This is a genomic window from Desulfosporosinus acidiphilus SJ4 (assembly GCF_000255115.2).
GTDB lineage: Bacteria > Bacillota > Desulfitobacteriia > Desulfitobacteriales > Desulfitobacteriaceae > Desulfosporosinus > Desulfosporosinus acidiphilus.
In genome coordinates this window covers 1,044,467-1,062,357 of the sequence record NC_018068.1, presented here as the reverse complement: position 1 = coordinate 1,062,357, position 17,891 = coordinate 1,044,467, and the positions used below count along the sequence as shown (strand labels likewise).

The following is a 17,891-nucleotide window of genomic DNA, read 5'->3' as shown; positions in this document are numbered from 1 at the left end:
AAAAGCAGAGTTGTCTTAAAATTACACTACACTATTTACTCCCAAAATAATAGCATGAGGGATCAAGTCTTTTATCTTGTTCTATTTTACTTTTGATTTGAGTTTGAATCCCATACTCAAATATAATGGGATAAATCTTTTTAACTAATTCTGCTGGAAGATCCAATTCCTCCGCCAGACTCATTAAACGCTGGATTATCTCTTTTTCACGGTTTGCATCCTTGACTCGGTCCAGTCGTTTCTGATCGCTTAACTTCCTGACAATTTGCATACGTTCCGCTAAACCTTCTACAATACTGCGGTCAACCAAGTCGATCTTAGAACGCAGGGCTTCAAGGGAATCATCAGTGCCAAAATCAAAAAACCTCTGGACAGATTGTGCAACCATGCCCAGCTCTTGAGCTAAATTGATAAATTGTTCCGGGGTAAGAGACTGTGGCCCATCACTAACAGCCTCATCCGGGTTAGGGTGCATTTCAATCAACAAACCGTCAGCACCCGCAGCTATAGCAGCTTTCGATAAGGAAGAGATTAAGTCTCTTCTCCCAGCGGCATGACTTGGGTCAATAATGACCGGAAGATGAGAGAGTTCTTTAGCCACACCTACGGCACTCACATCCAGAGTGTTTCTCGTACTGGGTTCATAGGTGCGAATACCCCGTTCACAGAGAATTACTCGAGGATTGCCGGCTGACAAAATATATTCTGCGGCCAGCAACCATTCCTCGATGGTGGCCGACAAACCCCTTTTAAGAATAATGGGTTTGTTAGTCTTGCCTGCTAATTTTAGCAGTTCGAAATTTTGCATGTTGCGGGCACCTATTTGCAAGAGGTCTACTTTATCCACCACTAACTCCAAGCTCCGAGTGTCAACGACTTCGGTGACGCAGAGCAGACCATATTCCTTGGCCGCCTGAACCATATAATTTACGCCTTCCATACCTAAGCCTTGAAAACTATAGGGTGAGGTGCGGGGTTTAAAAACTCCCCCGCGCAGAATTTTTCCGCCTGCTTTCTTAACCACTGCGGCAGACTCTTGCATCTGAATACTTGATTCAACAGCACATGGGCCGCCCATCAAGATAATTTCCTTTCCGCCAATGCTTACCCCGTCCACTTCAATGATGCTTCGTTCTGAGTCAAGTCCTGCCAATTTCAAGTCTTTCATCATCATTTCCTCCCTCAAATTCAAAATTTGCGGGTAATTTCTCTGCACGTTTCAAGCTTCTGCGTCGTTTCAAAAGTTTCACAGAGAACCAAAACCGAGAGTGGACTCAAAAATAAGACGTCTGCCCCTAACAATAAGGACAGACGTAAATCTGCGGTACCACCTTAATTGATGCACCAATTAATGCATCCTCTCATGCAGAGTGCCAACACACCCTTTGCCTCATAACGCGGGCTCAGCGTCGGAAACTACTAAAGCAGCGGCTGCTTTTTCGTTCCGCCCTCAGGGGCCCATTTACTCGCTCCATTACCTGTCGAGATTCCACCTTACCCGACTCTCTGTGAGGTTGGTTTGCGCTTTTACTTCCCCTTCAACGGTTTATACAATCATAGCACTCCAGTCAATAAATTACAAATTAATTTTCTGTTATTTGGCGTTAATTTTATGTTCCTATTATGAGTCTTCTTTAGTTATCCCTCTAATACGAAGAAATATAAGGGAAACTAAACTTTAATAATTTCCCATCTATTCCAGGTTTGAGAAGCAATCTCTCCCATAAAAGCATAACCCCGAATACTTGGATGGACTTCATCTACAAAAAACTCTGCAGCTTGACCCGACTTGATTTTATGTTGAAAAGGTGAAAAAAAGTCAATGATACGTATAGACTTTTTAGTTGCATAGTCTGCGAACCATTTTCTGTAATCCTCCAAAAAACGTTCCTCTTCAGCCATTAATGATGGTGTCGGCATACCTAATATGGGGATAGCACCTTGCTTGTGACACATTTCAATCATTCGCACAAAATTCGAACTAACTTGTTCTAAACTAATTTCCTCATAAGCGTCGTTTGCTCCTCCAAGGATAATGACGTGAGTGGGTGCATAAGAAAGCACATCTCGCTCAAATCGATGAAGCATGCCTTTGGTAAAATCTCCGTTATTGCCTTGATTTATTACCTCACATTTTAATTCTTTGGCCAAGTATTCCACCCAAGATTTCTCCCGGCCAAAAGGGTATCCTTCTGTGATCGAATCACCTATTGCAACTAACTTCACGTTATTACACCTCAAACTTATTACTAAGTCACAACTTTATTCTTTTTTACTTTTTATTTATCAATGGTTTAATACAACCTGGTAAACTAATTTTAAGACTAAGCAAAAATTAAATTTTAGCTTGCTATTATATAAATTAAGTGAGGGATTATTCGTCCCCTTTCAAGGAGAGACTCTACTTCCCCGCAAGGCATTGCCCCCATCTTAAGATAAAATTCCCTAGCCTGGGGACTTGTAACTATGTCAAAAATTAAACGTGCGTATTTCGGTGTATTCGTTCAGTTTTACAGACTATAAGAAATAACCGCAAACCTAGTCGGAGCGGTTATTTCTTTTTTCTGATCATAAATTAAGCCGTCAATAACTGGGAACGGAGGTTATGAAATTACAACGAATTTATTATCGATCAGTAATCGGATAAACCTCTCGCTTTCAGTTTTTCTACAATATCATTGACGGTAACCACATCTGCAAACTCGTCATCAGTAATCGTTATCTCGAATTCATCCTCCAGGTCCCCAATAATCATCGACATATCTACCGAATCAACAAATAAGTCTTCCCGCAAACGGCTCTCCAGGGTTATCTTTCTCTTCTTCTTTTGTAAAATATGATTTAAAGTGAATAGTACTCTGTCTTCCATTTTTAGTCACACTCCTTCTCTCAACGCTTATGTAATATTGTGTGGGTTGATTCAAATTCTAATTCGCCGTTTAAAACGAATAGACCATGGTATGATTTTACAACGGATAGCCCAAATTATATAGCCCAAATCAACCTCTGCTTGGCACAGATATCTTTCATGAACGAACGCTGTGAACCGTTCTTAAAACGAACTACAATTACATTTCCCTCATCGTTAACAATGACTCCCTCTCCAAATGACTTATGTTGTATAACCAACCCTGCAACTAAATCGCTCATAGGGCTTGATACTTCCTGTTGGGTCACCTCTTGAGGGTTTTTACCTTGCATCACAAGATTGACCTCACGGATAAAACGGGAAACTTTCACTCGTTTATGATGATAATAATTCATAGAGCATAAGGTTAACTGGCGTTTAGCTCTGGTCATGCCGACATAGAAAAGACGTCTCTCCTCTTCTAATAATTCGTTCTTTCCACCTTTCTCAGCCTTAATCGTCTCCCGTTCAGGAATAATCCCTTCGACAAGATCAATTAGGTAGACCTGTTCCCATTCTAAACCCTTGGCAGAATGGATGGTTGAAAGGGTCACGGCATTTTTGTGTTTATTTTTATGCGAAGACGTCATCTGCTCTTCAAGATACGTTAAACGATTGGCAAAATCCACAATTGTACATTCATTCTGTGCGATTGAACTCAGAAGATCTAAGAGACTTCCGACATATTCTTCAGAAAAACCTAAGGACTCACATATTCTCTTCATTGCTTTATCATAATCCAGTTGGTTTCTGATATAATGGATCGCCTGAGCAGGTGAAAGAGTATTAAGCTCCTTAAACCACTTTTTGAGGTCTAAGTACTCTGATCTTCCCTTTAAGGTCACTCCCGGTTGTTCAGCCAAGATTTCGAAGATTGAACGATTGATTGGCATTTGCTTCAGTAAATCAAGATGTTGCTTACGTATAGGACAACTCAACTTAGACCAAATTCGCTCCAAAACGGACAAGCTTTTATCGTTAAATGAGAAGCGAAGAAAATTCAACATATCGTTAATGGCCCAGTGGGTGAAAAACCTCTGTTTACCTGATTCACGCATATAAAAGGAAATATTAGCCCGATCTAACGCATCTGCTAAATAAATGGCGGATAAATTATTTCGGTACAAAACCCCTACCTTTGTCAAATCCTTTTGACTCTTGAGTTTCTGAATAATAAATTGATTTTGTTCTCTAATCCCTTCAAATTGCCCAATCCGAAGAGCGTCTCCCTTGGGATTCTCAGTAAACATATCTTTATCAAATCGCAGTTTATTAGAACGAATAAAACCACAGGCAGCGTCCACAATCTGCGGAGTCGAGCGAAAATTTTGCTCCATGCGAAGGATCTTTGCATCGGAGTAAGTCTGTTCAAACTCTAAAAGGTACTTTGGTTCAGCCGCTCGAAACCCAAAAATTGACTGATCATCATCCCCCACTACAAAAATATTGCTCTTGGGTTTAACGATCATTTCGATGATTTTGTGCTGTAGAAGAGACGTATCTTGGCTTTCATCCGTAAGAATATAGTCAAATCGCTTTCGATAACACGCTAAGTACGTCGGATTTTCCATTAACTCTTGAAAGGCAAGGGAAAGCATATCGTCATAATCAATCAGACGCGGCTGGCTGCTTTGCTTATAGTTCTCATAATCCTTATAAATAAGGGAAAAATTCTTAATGTCACAATTTAAAAGCTCTTCAGGTTTGCTTAAGGTATTTTTTACGTAACAAATGCAATTCTGCAACCCTTCCAGCTGCTCATCGGTAATTGCGGAAATATTATGCTTTTCGTAGATTTTACGAAGAACTCCCATCTTGCTATCAGCGCCTGTTTGTTCCTCAATAATTTCAAATCTGGTACCTCTTTGTCGAAAAGCGGTTCGAACTATTTCATAAGCAAAGCTATGAATCGTAGAAAATTGAATTTCCCCACAGCCATTATTTTGACTGCTGACCATTGCCCCAAAATTCGCAACAAACCGTTCACGCATTTCCCTGGCTGCTGCCCGTCCGAAGGTTAGACAAAGAATCCTTCGAGGATCTATGTTTTTGACAAGAATCAAATAGGCTAAACGAACAGTGAGAACCGTCGTCTTGCCTGCACCGGGAACAGCTAAAAGTAAAAGAGGGCCATGGTTATGGACCACAGCCCGTTTTTGCTGTTCAGTTAAATCAAAACCTCTAGCCTTGATCTCTGCAAAGAAATCCTTCTCGCTAATCACCTTATATCTCCCACTATGTATTTGTAACACCTTTAATGCTTCTTGATGCCTTAGAAATTGAATTCATGCACCAAGAATTATATCATATTAAAAACGCCCGCGAAAATCGCAGGCGTTCACACTATAATTCTATTTCTTTCTCATCTTCTCTGGAATATACACGCAGAATGGCTCTGATGCCATATAGTTTCCAGTTGCGCCGTAGGCACGTGCTCTTGACCCACCACAAACTTTGTTGAACTCACAAATACCACATTTACCTTCGTACTTATCTGGCGAACGCAAGTCTTTTAAAATAGGGCTTTCACGGTAGATGTCGCGCAGTCTATTTTCCTTAACGTTACCAACTACTAATGGTAAAAATCCACTTGGTGAAACGTCACCAGTGTGTGATACGAAGATGAAACCATTTCCATCGTTAACTGCTTTTGGTGCTCTTGCTAAACCATCAATGAACTGAGCCATGTCTCGTGTCTTAGTACCTTCGAACGTGATTTCCTCACCTGTAGTACCGTTTTCCTTAGCACGTTGTTGGAATACAACACGACGATAGTGCTGACCTGCAGTTGTTTTTATATCATAAGGCGCAACTTTACTTAACTCGTATAACCACTTGAATACTTCTTCGTGCTCTGCAGCTGTTATGCAATCATCCATTGAAGCACGTCCGGTTGGAATCATCATTATAATGTACCAAACCGAAGTCTTCAACTCTTTCATCAATTCCGCCATTTGCTCCAGTTGGTGTAAATTTGCTTTGTTAATGCAAGTATTGATTTGGTGAGATATACCAATTTCATTTAAATACTTAACTTTCTCGATTGTTAAGTCAAAAGTTCCATCGATTCCACGGAAAGCATCATGCGTCTTAGCATCTGCACCGTCAATTGAGAAACTCCAACGAGAAATCCCAATTTTTTTCGCCATGTCCATGCGCTCTTTTGTTACTTCAACAGTAGCACTGGGGCTCATCGAAACACGCATTCCTTTTTTAATAGCGTAGTCTGCCAATTCAAAAAGGTCTTTTCGAAGCATGCAGTCCCCACCAGTGAAAACTAGCATCGGGTTGTCCATTTCGTAGATTTCATCGATTAGCGCGATACCTTGCTCGTGCGTTAACTCCTCCGGATGCGGATCAGGTTGCGCATCTGCACGACAGTGTTGGCACTTAAGCCCACATGCACGAGTAGTTTCCCAGATTACGATGAAAGGGTTCTTATCGTAGTCAACGTTCATTCCTGGGTGTCCACCCGGATGACCACCCATTTTCACTTTATTTTCCATCTCAAATCACTCAATCCATTTTAGTTTTCCAAATATTGATTTTACACAAAAATCTGGCGAAAGTCCATTGATGGGCTTACCGCTATTATCCAACAAAACTTTCAGTTTGAGTCCATTCCGAAAAAGTTATATCAGAAAAAGATTCTTACAGAAACCAGGTGGTCACGTCATCTATGCTGGAACGTATTGGTTGGGGAGGATTTTGTGCTGGAAATCCAATTGCACATCCGTCTAATCTGTACTCTCCAAACGGGAGACTAAGTAGATTACAAAACTCATTATCTTGCTCCATTTGGGTAGTGATTGTAACTAAATGAAAACCTAACCCTAATGCCGTTGCTTTTAACCACATATTTTCCATGCAATGGGCAAGTGATTTGTGTTGTACATCGGGTATTCCTCTTTTTTCTGCGACCACTATATAATATGGTGCACTTCCAATACCTAAAGGTCCTTGCTGAGCAGTCATTTCCAAACGTTTTAAGAATCCCTGTCCCTGAGCCCGGAGTATTGGATTTGAATTTGTTTGGGCATTAAATTGTTCGGCAAAGACACCAGCCCGATTCTTTACTACGCTTGATAATTGGTTAATAAGTGGATTGTTTCTGGAAACAACAATAAATTTGCGTCCATCCTTACCTGTATTTGCTAAACCTGCAAAGGGAGCTAAAACTCCAGCTTGTATAATGGCTTTAATGTCCTCTTTAGTAGGCATCTCAGAAGTAAACAGACGAATAGAACGGCGAGCTTTAATGATCTCATCAAGATTTTGGTCAATTGACATTTAATCATTCCCCCTGAATTGTATTTGGTAAATTTAATCTTAAGGCATTTAATAAAGACATTAACTCGTTTAACTGACTTTGTTCTAGTCCAGACATAATCGAAGCGTTCAACATATAATGATTGGGCAGAATTTCATTCAATAAATCTAATCCCTTTTGACAAAGATGAACTAAATAACCTCTCTGGTCATTAGGATTAGGGACTTTTTCTATGAAACCTTGAGTTTCAAGACCACTAATAAGTCCTGTCATGGTTGCTCTGGTAACTTCAGCCTTCTGACTCAGCGATGCGGGAGACAGCAAATGATTGTCCTGACGATACAAAAGCATTAAAATTGTAAATCTACCTTCGGACAAACCATGTTTTGCAAAGTTACTCTCAAAAAGTTTAGATATGTCAGAAGCAGTTCTTAATAAAGCAATGCAGCTCTCAACTGATTCTTTATTTAGATTTGGAAAACGTTTTGAAAATTTATCTAATATATCCCGTTGCGGTAGGTCCCTTAAACTAAATCTAAATCCTTCCAAATAATATCCTCCTTTTGTTAGCCACCTTACTATATAGTAAGTCGCCTTACTACCTTTGTAAAGCTATTACTTTTTGCAGTATCTCTTGTGCCACCACTGGCCCCTCTTTTTCTTGATATTTGCCATTAATAGACCTGGACTTTTTTTTGGGCTTTGACTGCCCCTATATCATGTAGAAATGCGACAATTGTGATTATTTCTTCCGTATTTTGTAATACCTTCAGAGTGTGGTCAACTCCGTAAGGAATTTCTACAAAAACTTTTTTCATTTCTTCAAGTATCTTTTTCTTTCCTGAGTCAGCGGAGGGACGGCATCTTCACTGAAGAGTTTAAGAACAATTAGACGTTGGTTGTTAATTTAAGCCCTGGTTTTTTCTCATCTATTTAATCGTTGTTCCACTGGGAAATTTCATCAACGGGCCGGGGCAAACGCCCCTCAAGCCACTTCAAGCAAATGTCTGGTGTGAAGTCTTTTTCTCTGCATTCAATAACCCATGCTAAAAAGTCTTTAGGTCCTCCATTCATATATGGTGGAGGAGAAACGGGCTTAAAAATAGTAGGTAATGGTTCACTGATAGAAATATAATTCAATACATAGCCTAATTCCTGGACTACATGCCATGAAAGTGGATGGTCTATGTCTATATAAATTTTACCCACCATCCATCATCAAAGAGGCCGTACCCTACTGTTCCAGTTATGCCAGGTATGCGAGACAAATATTTTCCTAGTGTTTCAAAGTAAGTATTATTCATTTTCCGCGCCCTCTCAAAGTGTCCGAACAAGAATTAGCGAAAGCAAGGACAAAAAGGTTCGAATGTCGATAATGTTTAATGGTATTATTTTGGAACTGTAGTTAAATCTTCTTGCAATTTCTTCAAAAGGGATTTGACTAATTTCGATTGATAAGATGTATCTGCAGAGGTTACTGGTATAGTAGCTTAGCCAGAACGTTTTTTGGTAAACAACCCTGGAATTTATCTAAAGTTGAAGTAAATTATGGCAGGAATATACAGTTGACATAAGGAATATGAAATTATATTTAGTACATTAAAAGATAACAGATGGGATGTTGGTTATGATGTTATATGGTAGGCTATTGCTTTTACCAAAATTTCTTAATAAAATATTGTTTTCTCGCGGCAGTCAATGCTTACAAGAATTGATTAAACCATGCTGGAGCCACTGTGCATGTAGAAACACACGCTTTGGGGTTACCTATCTAGTGTAGAAAGATGTGTCTTATAAGCAATATAGTGTAGTTAATATTATAGTATATTGATGGTGGTGTAATTCTTACTTACGGTAAAAAAGGATTTTATGTTGCAAAAAAAACAAGGTTGATATGTTACCACTAACCTCGAACATAAAAGGAGATAAGATGTCAAATATCATTGAGATAAGCGATTTTTCATCGTCCAATTTGGATGTCTTTGCTCGCCTGACGGAAACGCAGCTGCGCAACCGGTTGGAGCCGGAGATGGGCATCTTTATTGCGGAGAGTACCAAGGTAATTGGACTTGCCCTCGACGCTGGATGCGAACCTATTTCACTTTTGATGGAGCGCAAATACATTGCAGGGCAGGCGCACGGTATAATCACCCGCTGCGGAGATGTCCCCGTCTATACTGCCGATAGCAACATGCTAGCAGGGCTGACTGGCTTTCAGCTGACCCGCGGTGTGCTGTGTGCCATGCGGCGTCCTCATCTACCCAGCGTTGAGGAGGCGTGTGCCGGTGCAAGTCGAGTGGCTGTGCTTGAAGGTATTGCGGACTCTACCAACGTCGGTGCCATTTTTCGCTCGGCTGCGGCGCTAGGCATCGATACCGTGTTGCTTACCCCCTCATGCTGTGACCCACTGTGCCGGCGTGCGGTGAGGGTGAGCATGGGTACCATCTTCCAAGTGCCATGGGCCCGTATTGGCAGCGAGCCCTCGCAGTGGCCGCAGCAGGGCATGAAGAGTCTGCGCAAGCTGGGTTTTAAGACCGTTGCCATGGCTTTAAATGATAACGCTGTCAGCATAGACGATCCGCAGCTTATGGCAGAGGAAAAGCTTGCTATCGTATTGGGTTCAGAAGGTAATGGACTGGCGCCCTGCACGATTGCTGACTGCGATTACACCGCGTGCATCCCCATGTCCCATAACGTAGACTCTCTGAACGTTGCTGCAGCCAGCGCCGTGGCCTTTTGGCAACTCAGGGTCCGGTAAGCTTTTATATTCACATAATACGTCGTAAAATAAGAACAATGCGAAGTAATAAAGAAAACGGTAAAAAACGTTAATAGGCTCTGTTCCTAAATAATGTTGCTTTAGGGTTGCATTGCACTTTAGACCCAAATACACTTGTAGTAAGGCCCTATTCAGAAAAAAATATCATACTAAAATAAGTTACTGAGTCGGGTCCATTGTTGTAACGAATGCCCACTGAGGGGGCCAGTTTCATCACTAGGATGCCATAGCTCTCAGTTGCCGGGAACATACGCTTCGGAAAGCGGCAGGGATTCTCCGGATAAGTACATTTTGGACAGATAGTACAACCTTCTGTGGAAAGAATTATTGGATTGCTGAATTCCTTACGAAAAATCTCCGCAACTTTTTCAGTAACTGCCTCGTGTGCAATTCTTGCTTCTCGCCAACCAGCCATGTCATACTTCTTTTTTAGCTGAGTCGCTGTTGTAAAAATTAGAACATGCTTATATCCTAGGCATTGCTTTTTGCCGTCTTCGATACTGCCGGTTGCCGGTGGACATGCCCATGAAGTACCATACATTCGACAGGAGTTCTTTTCACATAATCCTCTTACTTCTTGAGAAAATATAACGTCCTCAGCATTAATAAAAGCGTATTCATGAATTTTGAGGGCCTCTTTTACTCCGGATATAATTTCCTCTATTTGCATCGTATAATCCACCTCTCACCTCCAAAAGTCTATTTATTATATCAACAAACCCAATTTTTATATTCTCCATAATTATTCGAATGCCGTAAGACATAGAAGGGCGTCATTTTTCACTGAATATTTTAAGAATAACTAGAAGCTTAAAAATGTTCTAATAAAACCTTATCATCAAGCTGAACAGACTGACATCCTTTCCATCTAGTTCTTAGGGTTGACTTTATGTTTCATACGAAGTATACTTCATGTGAAGTCAGCTTCTTGTGAAGCATACTTCGTGTAGAGCTCCTCATTACTGAATTTAGGGGGGATTCATTAATTGGATAATCGTGTAAGAGAGTTTCGAATTAACCTTGGATTAACTCAGGAACAGTTAGCAGAAAAAGTAGGTGTATCATCTCGAACTATAATTTCTCTAGAAAAAGGAATATATAAGCCATCAATAATGTTAGCTTATAAATTATCGCTTATTTTTAACGAAACTATTGAGTGTATTTTTAAACTTGATGAAAATTTAAAAAAAGAGGAGAAAAAACGATGAAAATGAAGCACTCTGTAGTAAGGCTGTTAATGATAATATTTTTTGGAGGTGCTATTGCTTTATTAATATGGGATGTTATTCACCGTAAATCAGATACGGCATCAATAATAAGCCATATAATTGCATCGCTATTCGTTCTATTTGGAGCTATAGGAGCTTTCACGACTAATACAGATAAAAAATCGAAAAATAATTATAAGAATATAAAATTAGATGAAAGGGATGACCTTATTAAACTAAATTCAGGGAATACAGTAAGTAATATCTTGTTTTGGATATTTGTATCTCTAGAAGCAATATCTATTACCTTGTATACTTTATTTGGAACTAATGAATTCCTTATATTAGTAGTCATATTTGGTCTATTAATACCAATTAAACTCATTTTATCTATTATGTGTTCAATATACTATGAAAAGAGAATTTAGAATGTCTTTCCAAAGCTATCTTTATTTCTCTGTTTGCTAAATCCGTTTTATGATTGTGATAAACTCAAGCCCATAGAGCTTGGGTTTATTGTTTTTTTCCAAACGTTTGCAACAATAATCCGGAAATAAACTTCCGCTAATCCTACTTATGTGATTTTCTCTCTTTCCTGTCATTCTAACACTTTCAGCATTTTTCCTCGATTCCCTTCCCCGGATAATACTCTATGAAAGCTCAAAAGTATAGATCGTCCAATAAGACGTCATGGCTATCTATTCGCCAGATTCTCACCATTAGTAGAGTCGCAAAAACTCTCCCCTGTTACCCTGGTCTTTTAAAAAATTGGCTGGATATTGCAGTAATAGCTCAAAAGTCTTATATTGAACCTTATAACCTTTCTCCTAATGCATATAATCTTCGATCCCATAAAGGAAAAAAGCGGCAAATGAAGAATAATGAGATATGAATTACCAATTATTTAAAGTAGCAATTAATGTAAAACTAATAAAGACCCCCTGCTTAATCTAACCGTTCTATGGAGGTATCATGAAAGTTCACAAGATGGATCATTTTGTTTTAACAGTAGAAGATTCAGAGCGCGCTTGCGAATTTTACTCCGGAGTCTTGGGCATGAAAGTTCTTTCGTTCGGTGAAGGACGAAAAGCACTTTCTTTTGGGGAATATAAAATTAACTTGCATGAAGCTGTGAAAGAGTTTACACCAAATGCCTTAATGCCTACGCCTGGTTCAATAGACGTATGCCTTCTAACGGAAACCCCATTAGATAATGTTATTCAGCACTTGATAGATCACGGAGTTCCGGTCATTGAAGGGCCTGTATTATAAAATGGAGCTTGCAGCACCCTAAATTCAGTTTATATTAACGATCCGGAAGGTAATCTCATTGAAATATCTAATCCGAATTAACAATAATAACTAATATATTTATATTAATGAAAGAAACGATTAATAAGATTGTGGTGAGTGATTAAATGGATTTATTAAAATTAAAAAAGTGGCTGCCAAAACTAGTCATCATTTTTCTTATTATCTCTGGGCTTTTGGGGTGTACGGCTTTGTCCATTAACCATTATGTTGAAGGAGTAGGCTCAAAGTACATCCTTAAGGTTAACGATATTCCTTCCGTCGATGCTATCCTTGTATTAGGAGCTTATGTCGCTCCAGACGGAACTCCCTCGCCAATGCTGGGTGACAGGCTGAGCGAAGGATATGAACTTTACGAACAAGGGAAAGCACCAAAGCTATTAGTAAGCGGGGATCATGGGCGGAAAAATTATGATGAAGTTAATGCCATGAAAACTTATCTCATGAACAAAGGAATACCCGGACGAAATATATTTATGGACCACGCAGGCTTCAGCACCTATGAAAGCATTTATCGAGCCAAGGATATTTTTGAAGTCCGAAAGGTAATCATCGTAACCCAAGAGTATCATCTCATGCGGGCAGTTTTCTTAGCTCGGGCAATGGGACTGGAAGCTTACGGAGTAGCTTCCGACAAACATAATTATGGAGAAGTCATGGCCTATTATAACCTTAGAGAAATCGCCGCACGGAACAAGGACTTCCTTTGGGCTAAAGTATTTAAACCTAAACCAACTTATTTAGGAGATACTATCCCCGTATTCGGCGACGGCGACGCAACAAACGATAAATAGCACCTGAAGGAGTTAACAGATGAAACTAAAAGGATTCATTTTTGATTTAGACGGTACATTGACCAATACATTGCCCGTTTGCTACATTGGATTTCGCAAGGTCTTGCAAAAGTTTTTGGGCCGTGAGTTTACAGATCAAGAAATTACTGCCCTACTTGGACCCTCGGAGGAAGGAGTATTCAAAAAAATTCTTCCAGATAACTGGGAAGTCTGCCTTAAGAGCTACCTTGATGAATACGATAAAGCACACACCGAGTACGCAAAGCCTTTCCCGGGGATAGAAGAAGTATTGGAATTGCTGAGGCAGCGGGGAATTAAGCTTGCTATCGTTTCCGGCAAAGGCCCTGGTAGTATGGATATTTCTTTAAGGCATTCAGGTCTGGGGCAATATTTTGAGTTAGTGCTTACGGGCTCTGAACAAGGTGCAGATAAGCCAACGCACATTAACGAAGTTCTCAGGATCTGGAATTATTCACCTCTCGAGGTTGCTTACATTGGGGATACAGCTTATGATATTATCGCAGCAAAAGATGTTGGCACGTTCTCTGTCGGAGCTGTCTGGGCTAATACAGCACAGGTCCAAAAGGTGATGAACGAGAAACCGTCTGTCTGTTTCACAGATGTAGACTCATTTAATAATTGGATTAAGCAGACAACTTAGGCAATATGACAAAAAGCACCTATCTCTTCAACGTAAACACATCTATTGTAAACTTAACAAGGGGTTGTAAAAATTCAGCTCAAAAAACTGAAGTATGTTCAAATAGCCAAAGGCGTTATCATTTCATTGCTATAGTGGAGTGACAACGCCTTTCTTTAATGATTAGGGAAGCAAAAGTATGCGTCATGACTTGAAGTGTGACGATAAGCTCGTCTGCTTATCGTGTAGCCGACGGTTGCCTGGCTGCCCTCTAGGTTAGGGCAGCATATGATTCGGCAGCAAGGCAAAGATAATAGCAGAGTCCTACCTGCATGTTTTCTAACATATTCCTATGGAATTCATCCTCTAAAAAAAACCTGGTTTGTTTTTTAAAAGAAGTCTTATCCATAGGGGTCCCATGGCAATTTAAAAAGTTAAGATGTTCATCGAATAAATCATATAATCTATGCTCAGTCACCGCCCAGCCATTCTTAAGAGCCTCAGCAATACTTACCAGAAACCGTTGAGCTTCCTTAGCTTTTTCGTTTAAATCTTCAACATTAATTTCTTGTTTCATAAGATCATGATTATACGTCTCTTTAAGGTATTCATTTTGTTCCGAAAGGGCTTTTTCCCATTCTTCACGGTTTAACCCTTGAAACATGACGTTTTTATCCATAATTTCTCCTCTCTTTGCGTGGACGATCGATTCTTCAAGCGTTTTCAGCAAACAATCCAGACGCTGCCTGCGCGCTATAAGCAGTTCTTGTTGTTTTCTTAAACACTCGATTCTGCTCGGTTCATCCTCCAGTGCCTTTTTAATATCTTTGAGGGGAAAATCCAATTCACGATAAAACAAAATTTGCTGCAACCGTTCCAACTCTTGAATTCCATAGAGTCGATAGCCGGCCTCACTGATCTCGTGAGGTTGCAACAAACCTATTTTGTGATAATGATGAAGAGTTTTCACTGTTGATCCTGTCAAATTTGCAATTTCCTGTACCGTGAACAGCATTCATCTCACCTCAAGAATATGATAAAGCCTTACCAAAGGTCAGAGTCAATAGTTATCTCTCCAAAAGCAATGGACATTATGACCTTCCTCTACGATGACAACGTTCTTTGATGTATACCACCCCAGCAAAGTGTCATTGTCATGGGTACCGGAGTAAAAAACAAAATTCATATCACCTTCGGATATAGCATCTTGAATTGACGTAAATTGAAGCACCTTCATACCCAGAAAACCAAAGATCCTTTTAAGGTTATTCACTTCCGGCGTAATAATTCCCAACTCCTCTGCTATGAAAGGAAGCCTTCCGAATTCCTCTGCCAGACTTTCAAAAAAACGTTTTCCAAGTGGGAGTCTCACGCTTGGATAAACCTTTGCCTACATTAACGATTTATAAATATTGATATAAGCGGAGGCTGATGACTCCCAACTGAAATCACGCTTCATAGCATTGTTTTTCAAACGAGCCCAGGCGGTTTTATCTGAATCAAAGATTTCTACAGCCCGCTGCACTGCAAAGAGTAATTCGTGTGCATTATAATTGGCAAAACTAAAACCGTTGCCCTCACCAGTATATTCATTATAGGGAATTACCGTATCCTTTAACCCTCCTGTTTCTCTTACGATGGGAATCGTTCCATAACGCATGGCAATCATTTGGGATATACCGCATGGTTCAAACAAGGAAGGCATTAATAAAATATCAATTCCTGCATAAATCTGGTGAGCTAATTGATCGTCAAATCCATTCTTAAAGACAAACTTATCCCGATATTTCTCGGCAAAGGTTTGTAATTTCTCCTCATATTGACGTTCTCCAGTCCCTAGGATAACTATTTGCACATCAAGCATCAGGATTTCTTCCATTATGAAGCAAAGAAGGTCCAGTCCTTTCTGATCTACTAAACGGCTTACCATCCCCAAAAGAGGACGATTCACTTGTTCGGCAAGCCCTAAACTTCGCTGCAGATTGCCTTTATTCATTTCTTTCGCTTCAGGAGAGGAACGATATGGTACTGCAATCAGGGGATCCGTATCAGGATCATAAACTTGATAATCAATCCCGTTAAGTATGCCAAGCAAAGAATCTTTGCGTTTCTGTAAAATTCCTTCCAGTTTCTCTCCATAAAAAGAATATTGGATTTCCTGAGCGTAGGTTGGACTCACTGTTGTAATCTGGTCAGCATACAAAAGTCCTGCTTTCATAAAGTTGACTCTGCCGTGAAATTCCAGATTCTCTTCTGTAAAATACCTTTGATTCAGTCCGATAACATCCGTCAAGACCTCTTTAGGAAAAATCCCTTGATACTTAAGATTATGAATTGTAAATACCGTCTTAAGCGAATAATAAAGAGGCTCCTTGGCATAAAACTCACTTTTCAATAAGGGAATCAAACCCGTGTGCCAGTCATGACAATGAAGAATATCGGGCTTGAATTCAGGCAGGTGGGTCAGACTTTCTAACACGGCACGTGAAAAAAAAGCATACTGTTCTGCCTCGTCGTACTCACCATAGACACGGGAACGCGTAAAATAATACTCATTGTCAATAAAATAATAACGAATTCCGTTATAAGTGAATTCCTCTAGCCCACAATATTGTCTGCGCCAAGCTAAAGGGACATGGAAGTGATTGATGTAGTAAAACTTTTTACGGAATTCTGCGGGGATAACACTATACTTAGGCATTATGACGCGAACATCAGCACCCTGTCTTTGCAAGGCACCGGGTAATGAGCCTCCGACTTCACCCAGTCCACCCGTCTTGACAAAAGGATCTGCCTCAGCAATAGCGAAAACAATCTTCATCTTATCCCTCTTTTCTCAAGCCTAGACCAAAGACCCTTTGAGGACGACCAATGGAGAATTTTTGTTGCCCTTTAATACATTTCCAGGATGAACTTGAACAAACTTATCCAGGATAACATGATCTAAATTCGAACCCTTAGCAATTTTACAGTTCTGCATAATGATGCAATGGCTTATTGCGGCTCCTGCTTCGACAATCACTCCCCGAGAGAGAATTGAATTTCTTACCTCTCCTTCAATGATGCAACCACTGGAAATTAAAGAATTTGACACGTTCGCCTGAGCGCTATGCTTGGTGGGAGGATTGTCCACAATCTTGGTATGAATTCGATCGTGTCCCATTAATACTTCCCTGCTAACCGCCGGATTAAGTAATTCCATGCTCCGATCAAAGTAATCTTTAACTGAATTTAAGATTCCAAAATAGCCATTAAAAGGAACTCCGATAATTTTTAACGAACTAATATTGTCACGTATAGCCTCGATTAAATTCATCGTTTCAATGGATCGATAACCTTCGACAATTTTCAAAAGGAGTGTTCTCCGGATAATTAACATATCCAGGAAATAATTCCGGCTTCTCTTTGACACCGATCCCGGTTTCTTTTCAATAATATCTTGATCTTGAATTTCTTGAACTTCTTGATTTTCCGTGATAACAAGGCGTTCTCTTCCGAGCATAGCGGAAGAATCTTCGCTTTCTTTATAAATTAACGTAATATCCGCTTTCTTTGTTTTATGAGTTTCTAAGGCTTCATGGTAGTTAATATTAAAAATATGGTTGCAGCCGCTGATAATAATATTTTCCGATAAATCTTTCTGCAGATACTCTATATTCAGCTGTAAATCCTTAAGCCTAAATTTTCCGTTTTCGCCAGATAACCCATGAATTGCCCCAGGTAAAATAAATAATCCTCCTGCTTTTCGATCCAGAAACCAGTCTTTACCGGCCCCCAAATGGTCAAGTATTGACCTATAATAACGAGGGGTAATTAACCCGATAGTCCATAATCCTGAGTTAACCATGCTTGAGAGGGCAAAATCCAGGATACGGTAACGACCGCCAAAGGTGACCGCTGCTAATGCCCTTTCGAAGGTTAACCCTTGCAAATTATCTGAACCGTTATTTCCAAATAGGATGCCAATTGCATTATGCATCT

The 17,891-nt window shown here is 39.9% G+C and carries 20 protein-coding genes and 1 other annotated feature; of the genes, 6 read left to right on the top strand and 14 right to left on the bottom strand.

The features are described from left to right. Positions 1-31 precede the first annotated feature (31 nt). From aroF to DESACI_RS23450, 9 genes are all read right to left on the bottom strand, one after another. Complete coding sequence (gene aroF, locus DESACI_RS04865) at positions 32-1,168, bottom strand: 3-deoxy-7-phosphoheptulonate synthase (protein WP_014826057.1); 1,137 nt, start codon at positions 1,166-1,168, stop codon at positions 32-34. A 132-nt stretch (positions 1,169-1,300) separates the two neighbouring features. After that, positions 1,301-1,551: a binding site (T-box leader), on the bottom strand. Between the two features lie 120 nt (positions 1,552-1,671). Further along, positions 1,672-2,226: a GDSL-type esterase/lipase family protein gene (locus tag DESACI_RS04860; RefSeq protein ID WP_014826056.1), complete on the bottom strand. Its 555-nt coding sequence runs from the start codon at positions 2,224-2,226 to the stop codon at positions 1,672-1,674. A 406-nt stretch (positions 2,227-2,632) separates the two neighbouring features. Next, entirely contained in the window at positions 2,633-2,869 is a 237-nt protein-coding gene (locus DESACI_RS04855) for an acyl carrier protein (RefSeq protein ID WP_014826055.1), read from the bottom strand. A gap of 116 nt (positions 2,870-2,985) precedes the next feature. Further along, positions 2,986-5,130: an ATP-dependent helicase gene (locus DESACI_RS04850; protein WP_014826054.1), complete on the bottom strand. Its 2,145-nt coding sequence runs from the start codon at positions 5,128-5,130 to the stop codon at positions 2,986-2,988. A 129-nt stretch (positions 5,131-5,259) separates the two neighbouring features. After that, positions 5,260-6,414, bottom strand: a complete 1,155-nt coding sequence (locus DESACI_RS04845) for a TIGR04053 family radical SAM/SPASM domain-containing protein (RefSeq protein ID WP_014826053.1) — start codon at positions 6,412-6,414, stop codon at positions 5,260-5,262. A gap of 145 nt (positions 6,415-6,559) precedes the next feature. Further along, complete coding sequence (locus DESACI_RS04840; protein ID WP_014826052.1) at positions 6,560-7,198, bottom strand: nitroreductase family protein; 639 nt, start codon at positions 7,196-7,198, stop codon at positions 6,560-6,562. 4 nt (positions 7,199-7,202) lie between these two features. Continuing rightward, positions 7,203-7,727, bottom strand: a complete 525-nt coding sequence (locus DESACI_RS04835) for a MarR family winged helix-turn-helix transcriptional regulator (protein ID WP_014826051.1) — start codon at positions 7,725-7,727, stop codon at positions 7,203-7,205. 125 nt (positions 7,728-7,852) lie between these two features. Then, complete coding sequence (locus tag DESACI_RS23455; protein ID WP_174270317.1) at positions 7,853-7,996, bottom strand: hypothetical protein; 144 nt, start codon at positions 7,994-7,996, stop codon at positions 7,853-7,855. Between the two features lie 115 nt (positions 7,997-8,111). After that, positions 8,112-8,390, bottom strand: a complete 279-nt coding sequence (locus DESACI_RS23450; protein WP_202947866.1) for a hypothetical protein — start codon at positions 8,388-8,390, stop codon at positions 8,112-8,114. Positions 8,391-9,108: 718 nt separating this feature from the next. Here DESACI_RS23450 and DESACI_RS04825 point away from each other — a divergent pair. Beyond that, the gene (locus DESACI_RS04825) at positions 9,109-9,936 is read left to right on the top strand and encodes a TrmH family RNA methyltransferase (protein WP_014826050.1); all 828 of its coding nucleotides are present in this window, start codon (positions 9,109-9,111) and stop codon (positions 9,934-9,936) included. A 148-nt stretch (positions 9,937-10,084) separates the two neighbouring features. Here DESACI_RS04825 and DESACI_RS04820 read toward each other — a convergent pair whose 3' ends face one another. Further along, on the bottom strand, positions 10,085-10,639 hold the full coding sequence (locus tag DESACI_RS04820) for a DUF2284 domain-containing protein (protein ID WP_242833123.1): 555 nt from the start codon (positions 10,637-10,639) through the stop codon (positions 10,085-10,087). A 304-nt stretch (positions 10,640-10,943) separates the two neighbouring features. Between DESACI_RS04820 and DESACI_RS04815 the strand changes: the two genes are divergently transcribed. The 5 genes from DESACI_RS04815 (at position 10,944) to DESACI_RS04795 (ending at position 13,931) form a co-directional block, all read left to right on the top strand. Continuing rightward, a complete protein-coding gene (locus DESACI_RS04815; RefSeq protein ID WP_014826048.1) occupies positions 10,944-11,165 on the top strand; it encodes a helix-turn-helix transcriptional regulator in 222 nt (73 codons plus the stop codon). After that, positions 11,162-11,593: a hypothetical protein gene (locus tag DESACI_RS04810; protein WP_014826047.1), complete on the top strand. Its 432-nt coding sequence runs from the start codon at positions 11,162-11,164 to the stop codon at positions 11,591-11,593. The genes DESACI_RS04815 and DESACI_RS04810 overlap by 4 nt, the downstream gene beginning before the upstream one ends. A gap of 544 nt (positions 11,594-12,137) precedes the next feature. Beyond that, positions 12,138-12,437 (top strand): VOC family protein, encoded by a 300-nt coding sequence (locus tag DESACI_RS04805; protein WP_014826046.1) that lies wholly within the window; start codon positions 12,138-12,140, stop codon positions 12,435-12,437. 146 nt (positions 12,438-12,583) lie between these two features. After that, positions 12,584-13,270, top strand: a complete 687-nt coding sequence (locus DESACI_RS04800; RefSeq protein WP_014826045.1) for a SanA/YdcF family protein — start codon at positions 12,584-12,586, stop codon at positions 13,268-13,270. A 19-nt stretch (positions 13,271-13,289) separates the two neighbouring features. Continuing rightward, positions 13,290-13,931, top strand: coding sequence for an HAD family hydrolase (locus DESACI_RS04795; protein WP_014826044.1), 642 nt, complete (start codon positions 13,290-13,292; stop codon positions 13,929-13,931). 250 nt (positions 13,932-14,181) lie between these two features. On the opposite strand, the gene DESACI_RS04790 is transcribed toward DESACI_RS04795, so the two are convergent. Genes DESACI_RS04790 through glgD form a run of 4 tightly spaced genes read right to left on the bottom strand, consistent with a single transcriptional unit; the run spans position 14,182 to position 17,889 of the window. Continuing rightward, a complete protein-coding gene (locus tag DESACI_RS04790; protein ID WP_014826043.1) occupies positions 14,182-14,925 on the bottom strand; it encodes a MerR family transcriptional regulator in 744 nt (247 codons plus the stop codon). A 45-nt stretch (positions 14,926-14,970) separates the two neighbouring features. Further along, positions 14,971-15,282, bottom strand: a complete 312-nt coding sequence (locus DESACI_RS04785) for a 4-alpha-glucanotransferase (protein WP_041275967.1) — start codon at positions 15,280-15,282, stop codon at positions 14,971-14,973. A gap of 18 nt (positions 15,283-15,300) precedes the next feature. Next, positions 15,301-16,731, bottom strand: a complete 1,431-nt coding sequence (gene glgA / locus DESACI_RS04780) for a glycogen synthase GlgA (RefSeq protein WP_014826042.1) — start codon at positions 16,729-16,731, stop codon at positions 15,301-15,303. 21 nt (positions 16,732-16,752) lie between these two features. Next, the gene (gene glgD, locus DESACI_RS04775) at positions 16,753-17,889 is read right to left on the bottom strand and encodes a glucose-1-phosphate adenylyltransferase subunit GlgD (protein ID WP_014826041.1); all 1,137 of its coding nucleotides are present in this window, start codon (positions 17,887-17,889) and stop codon (positions 16,753-16,755) included. Between the last annotated feature and the right edge of the window lie 2 nt (positions 17,890-17,891).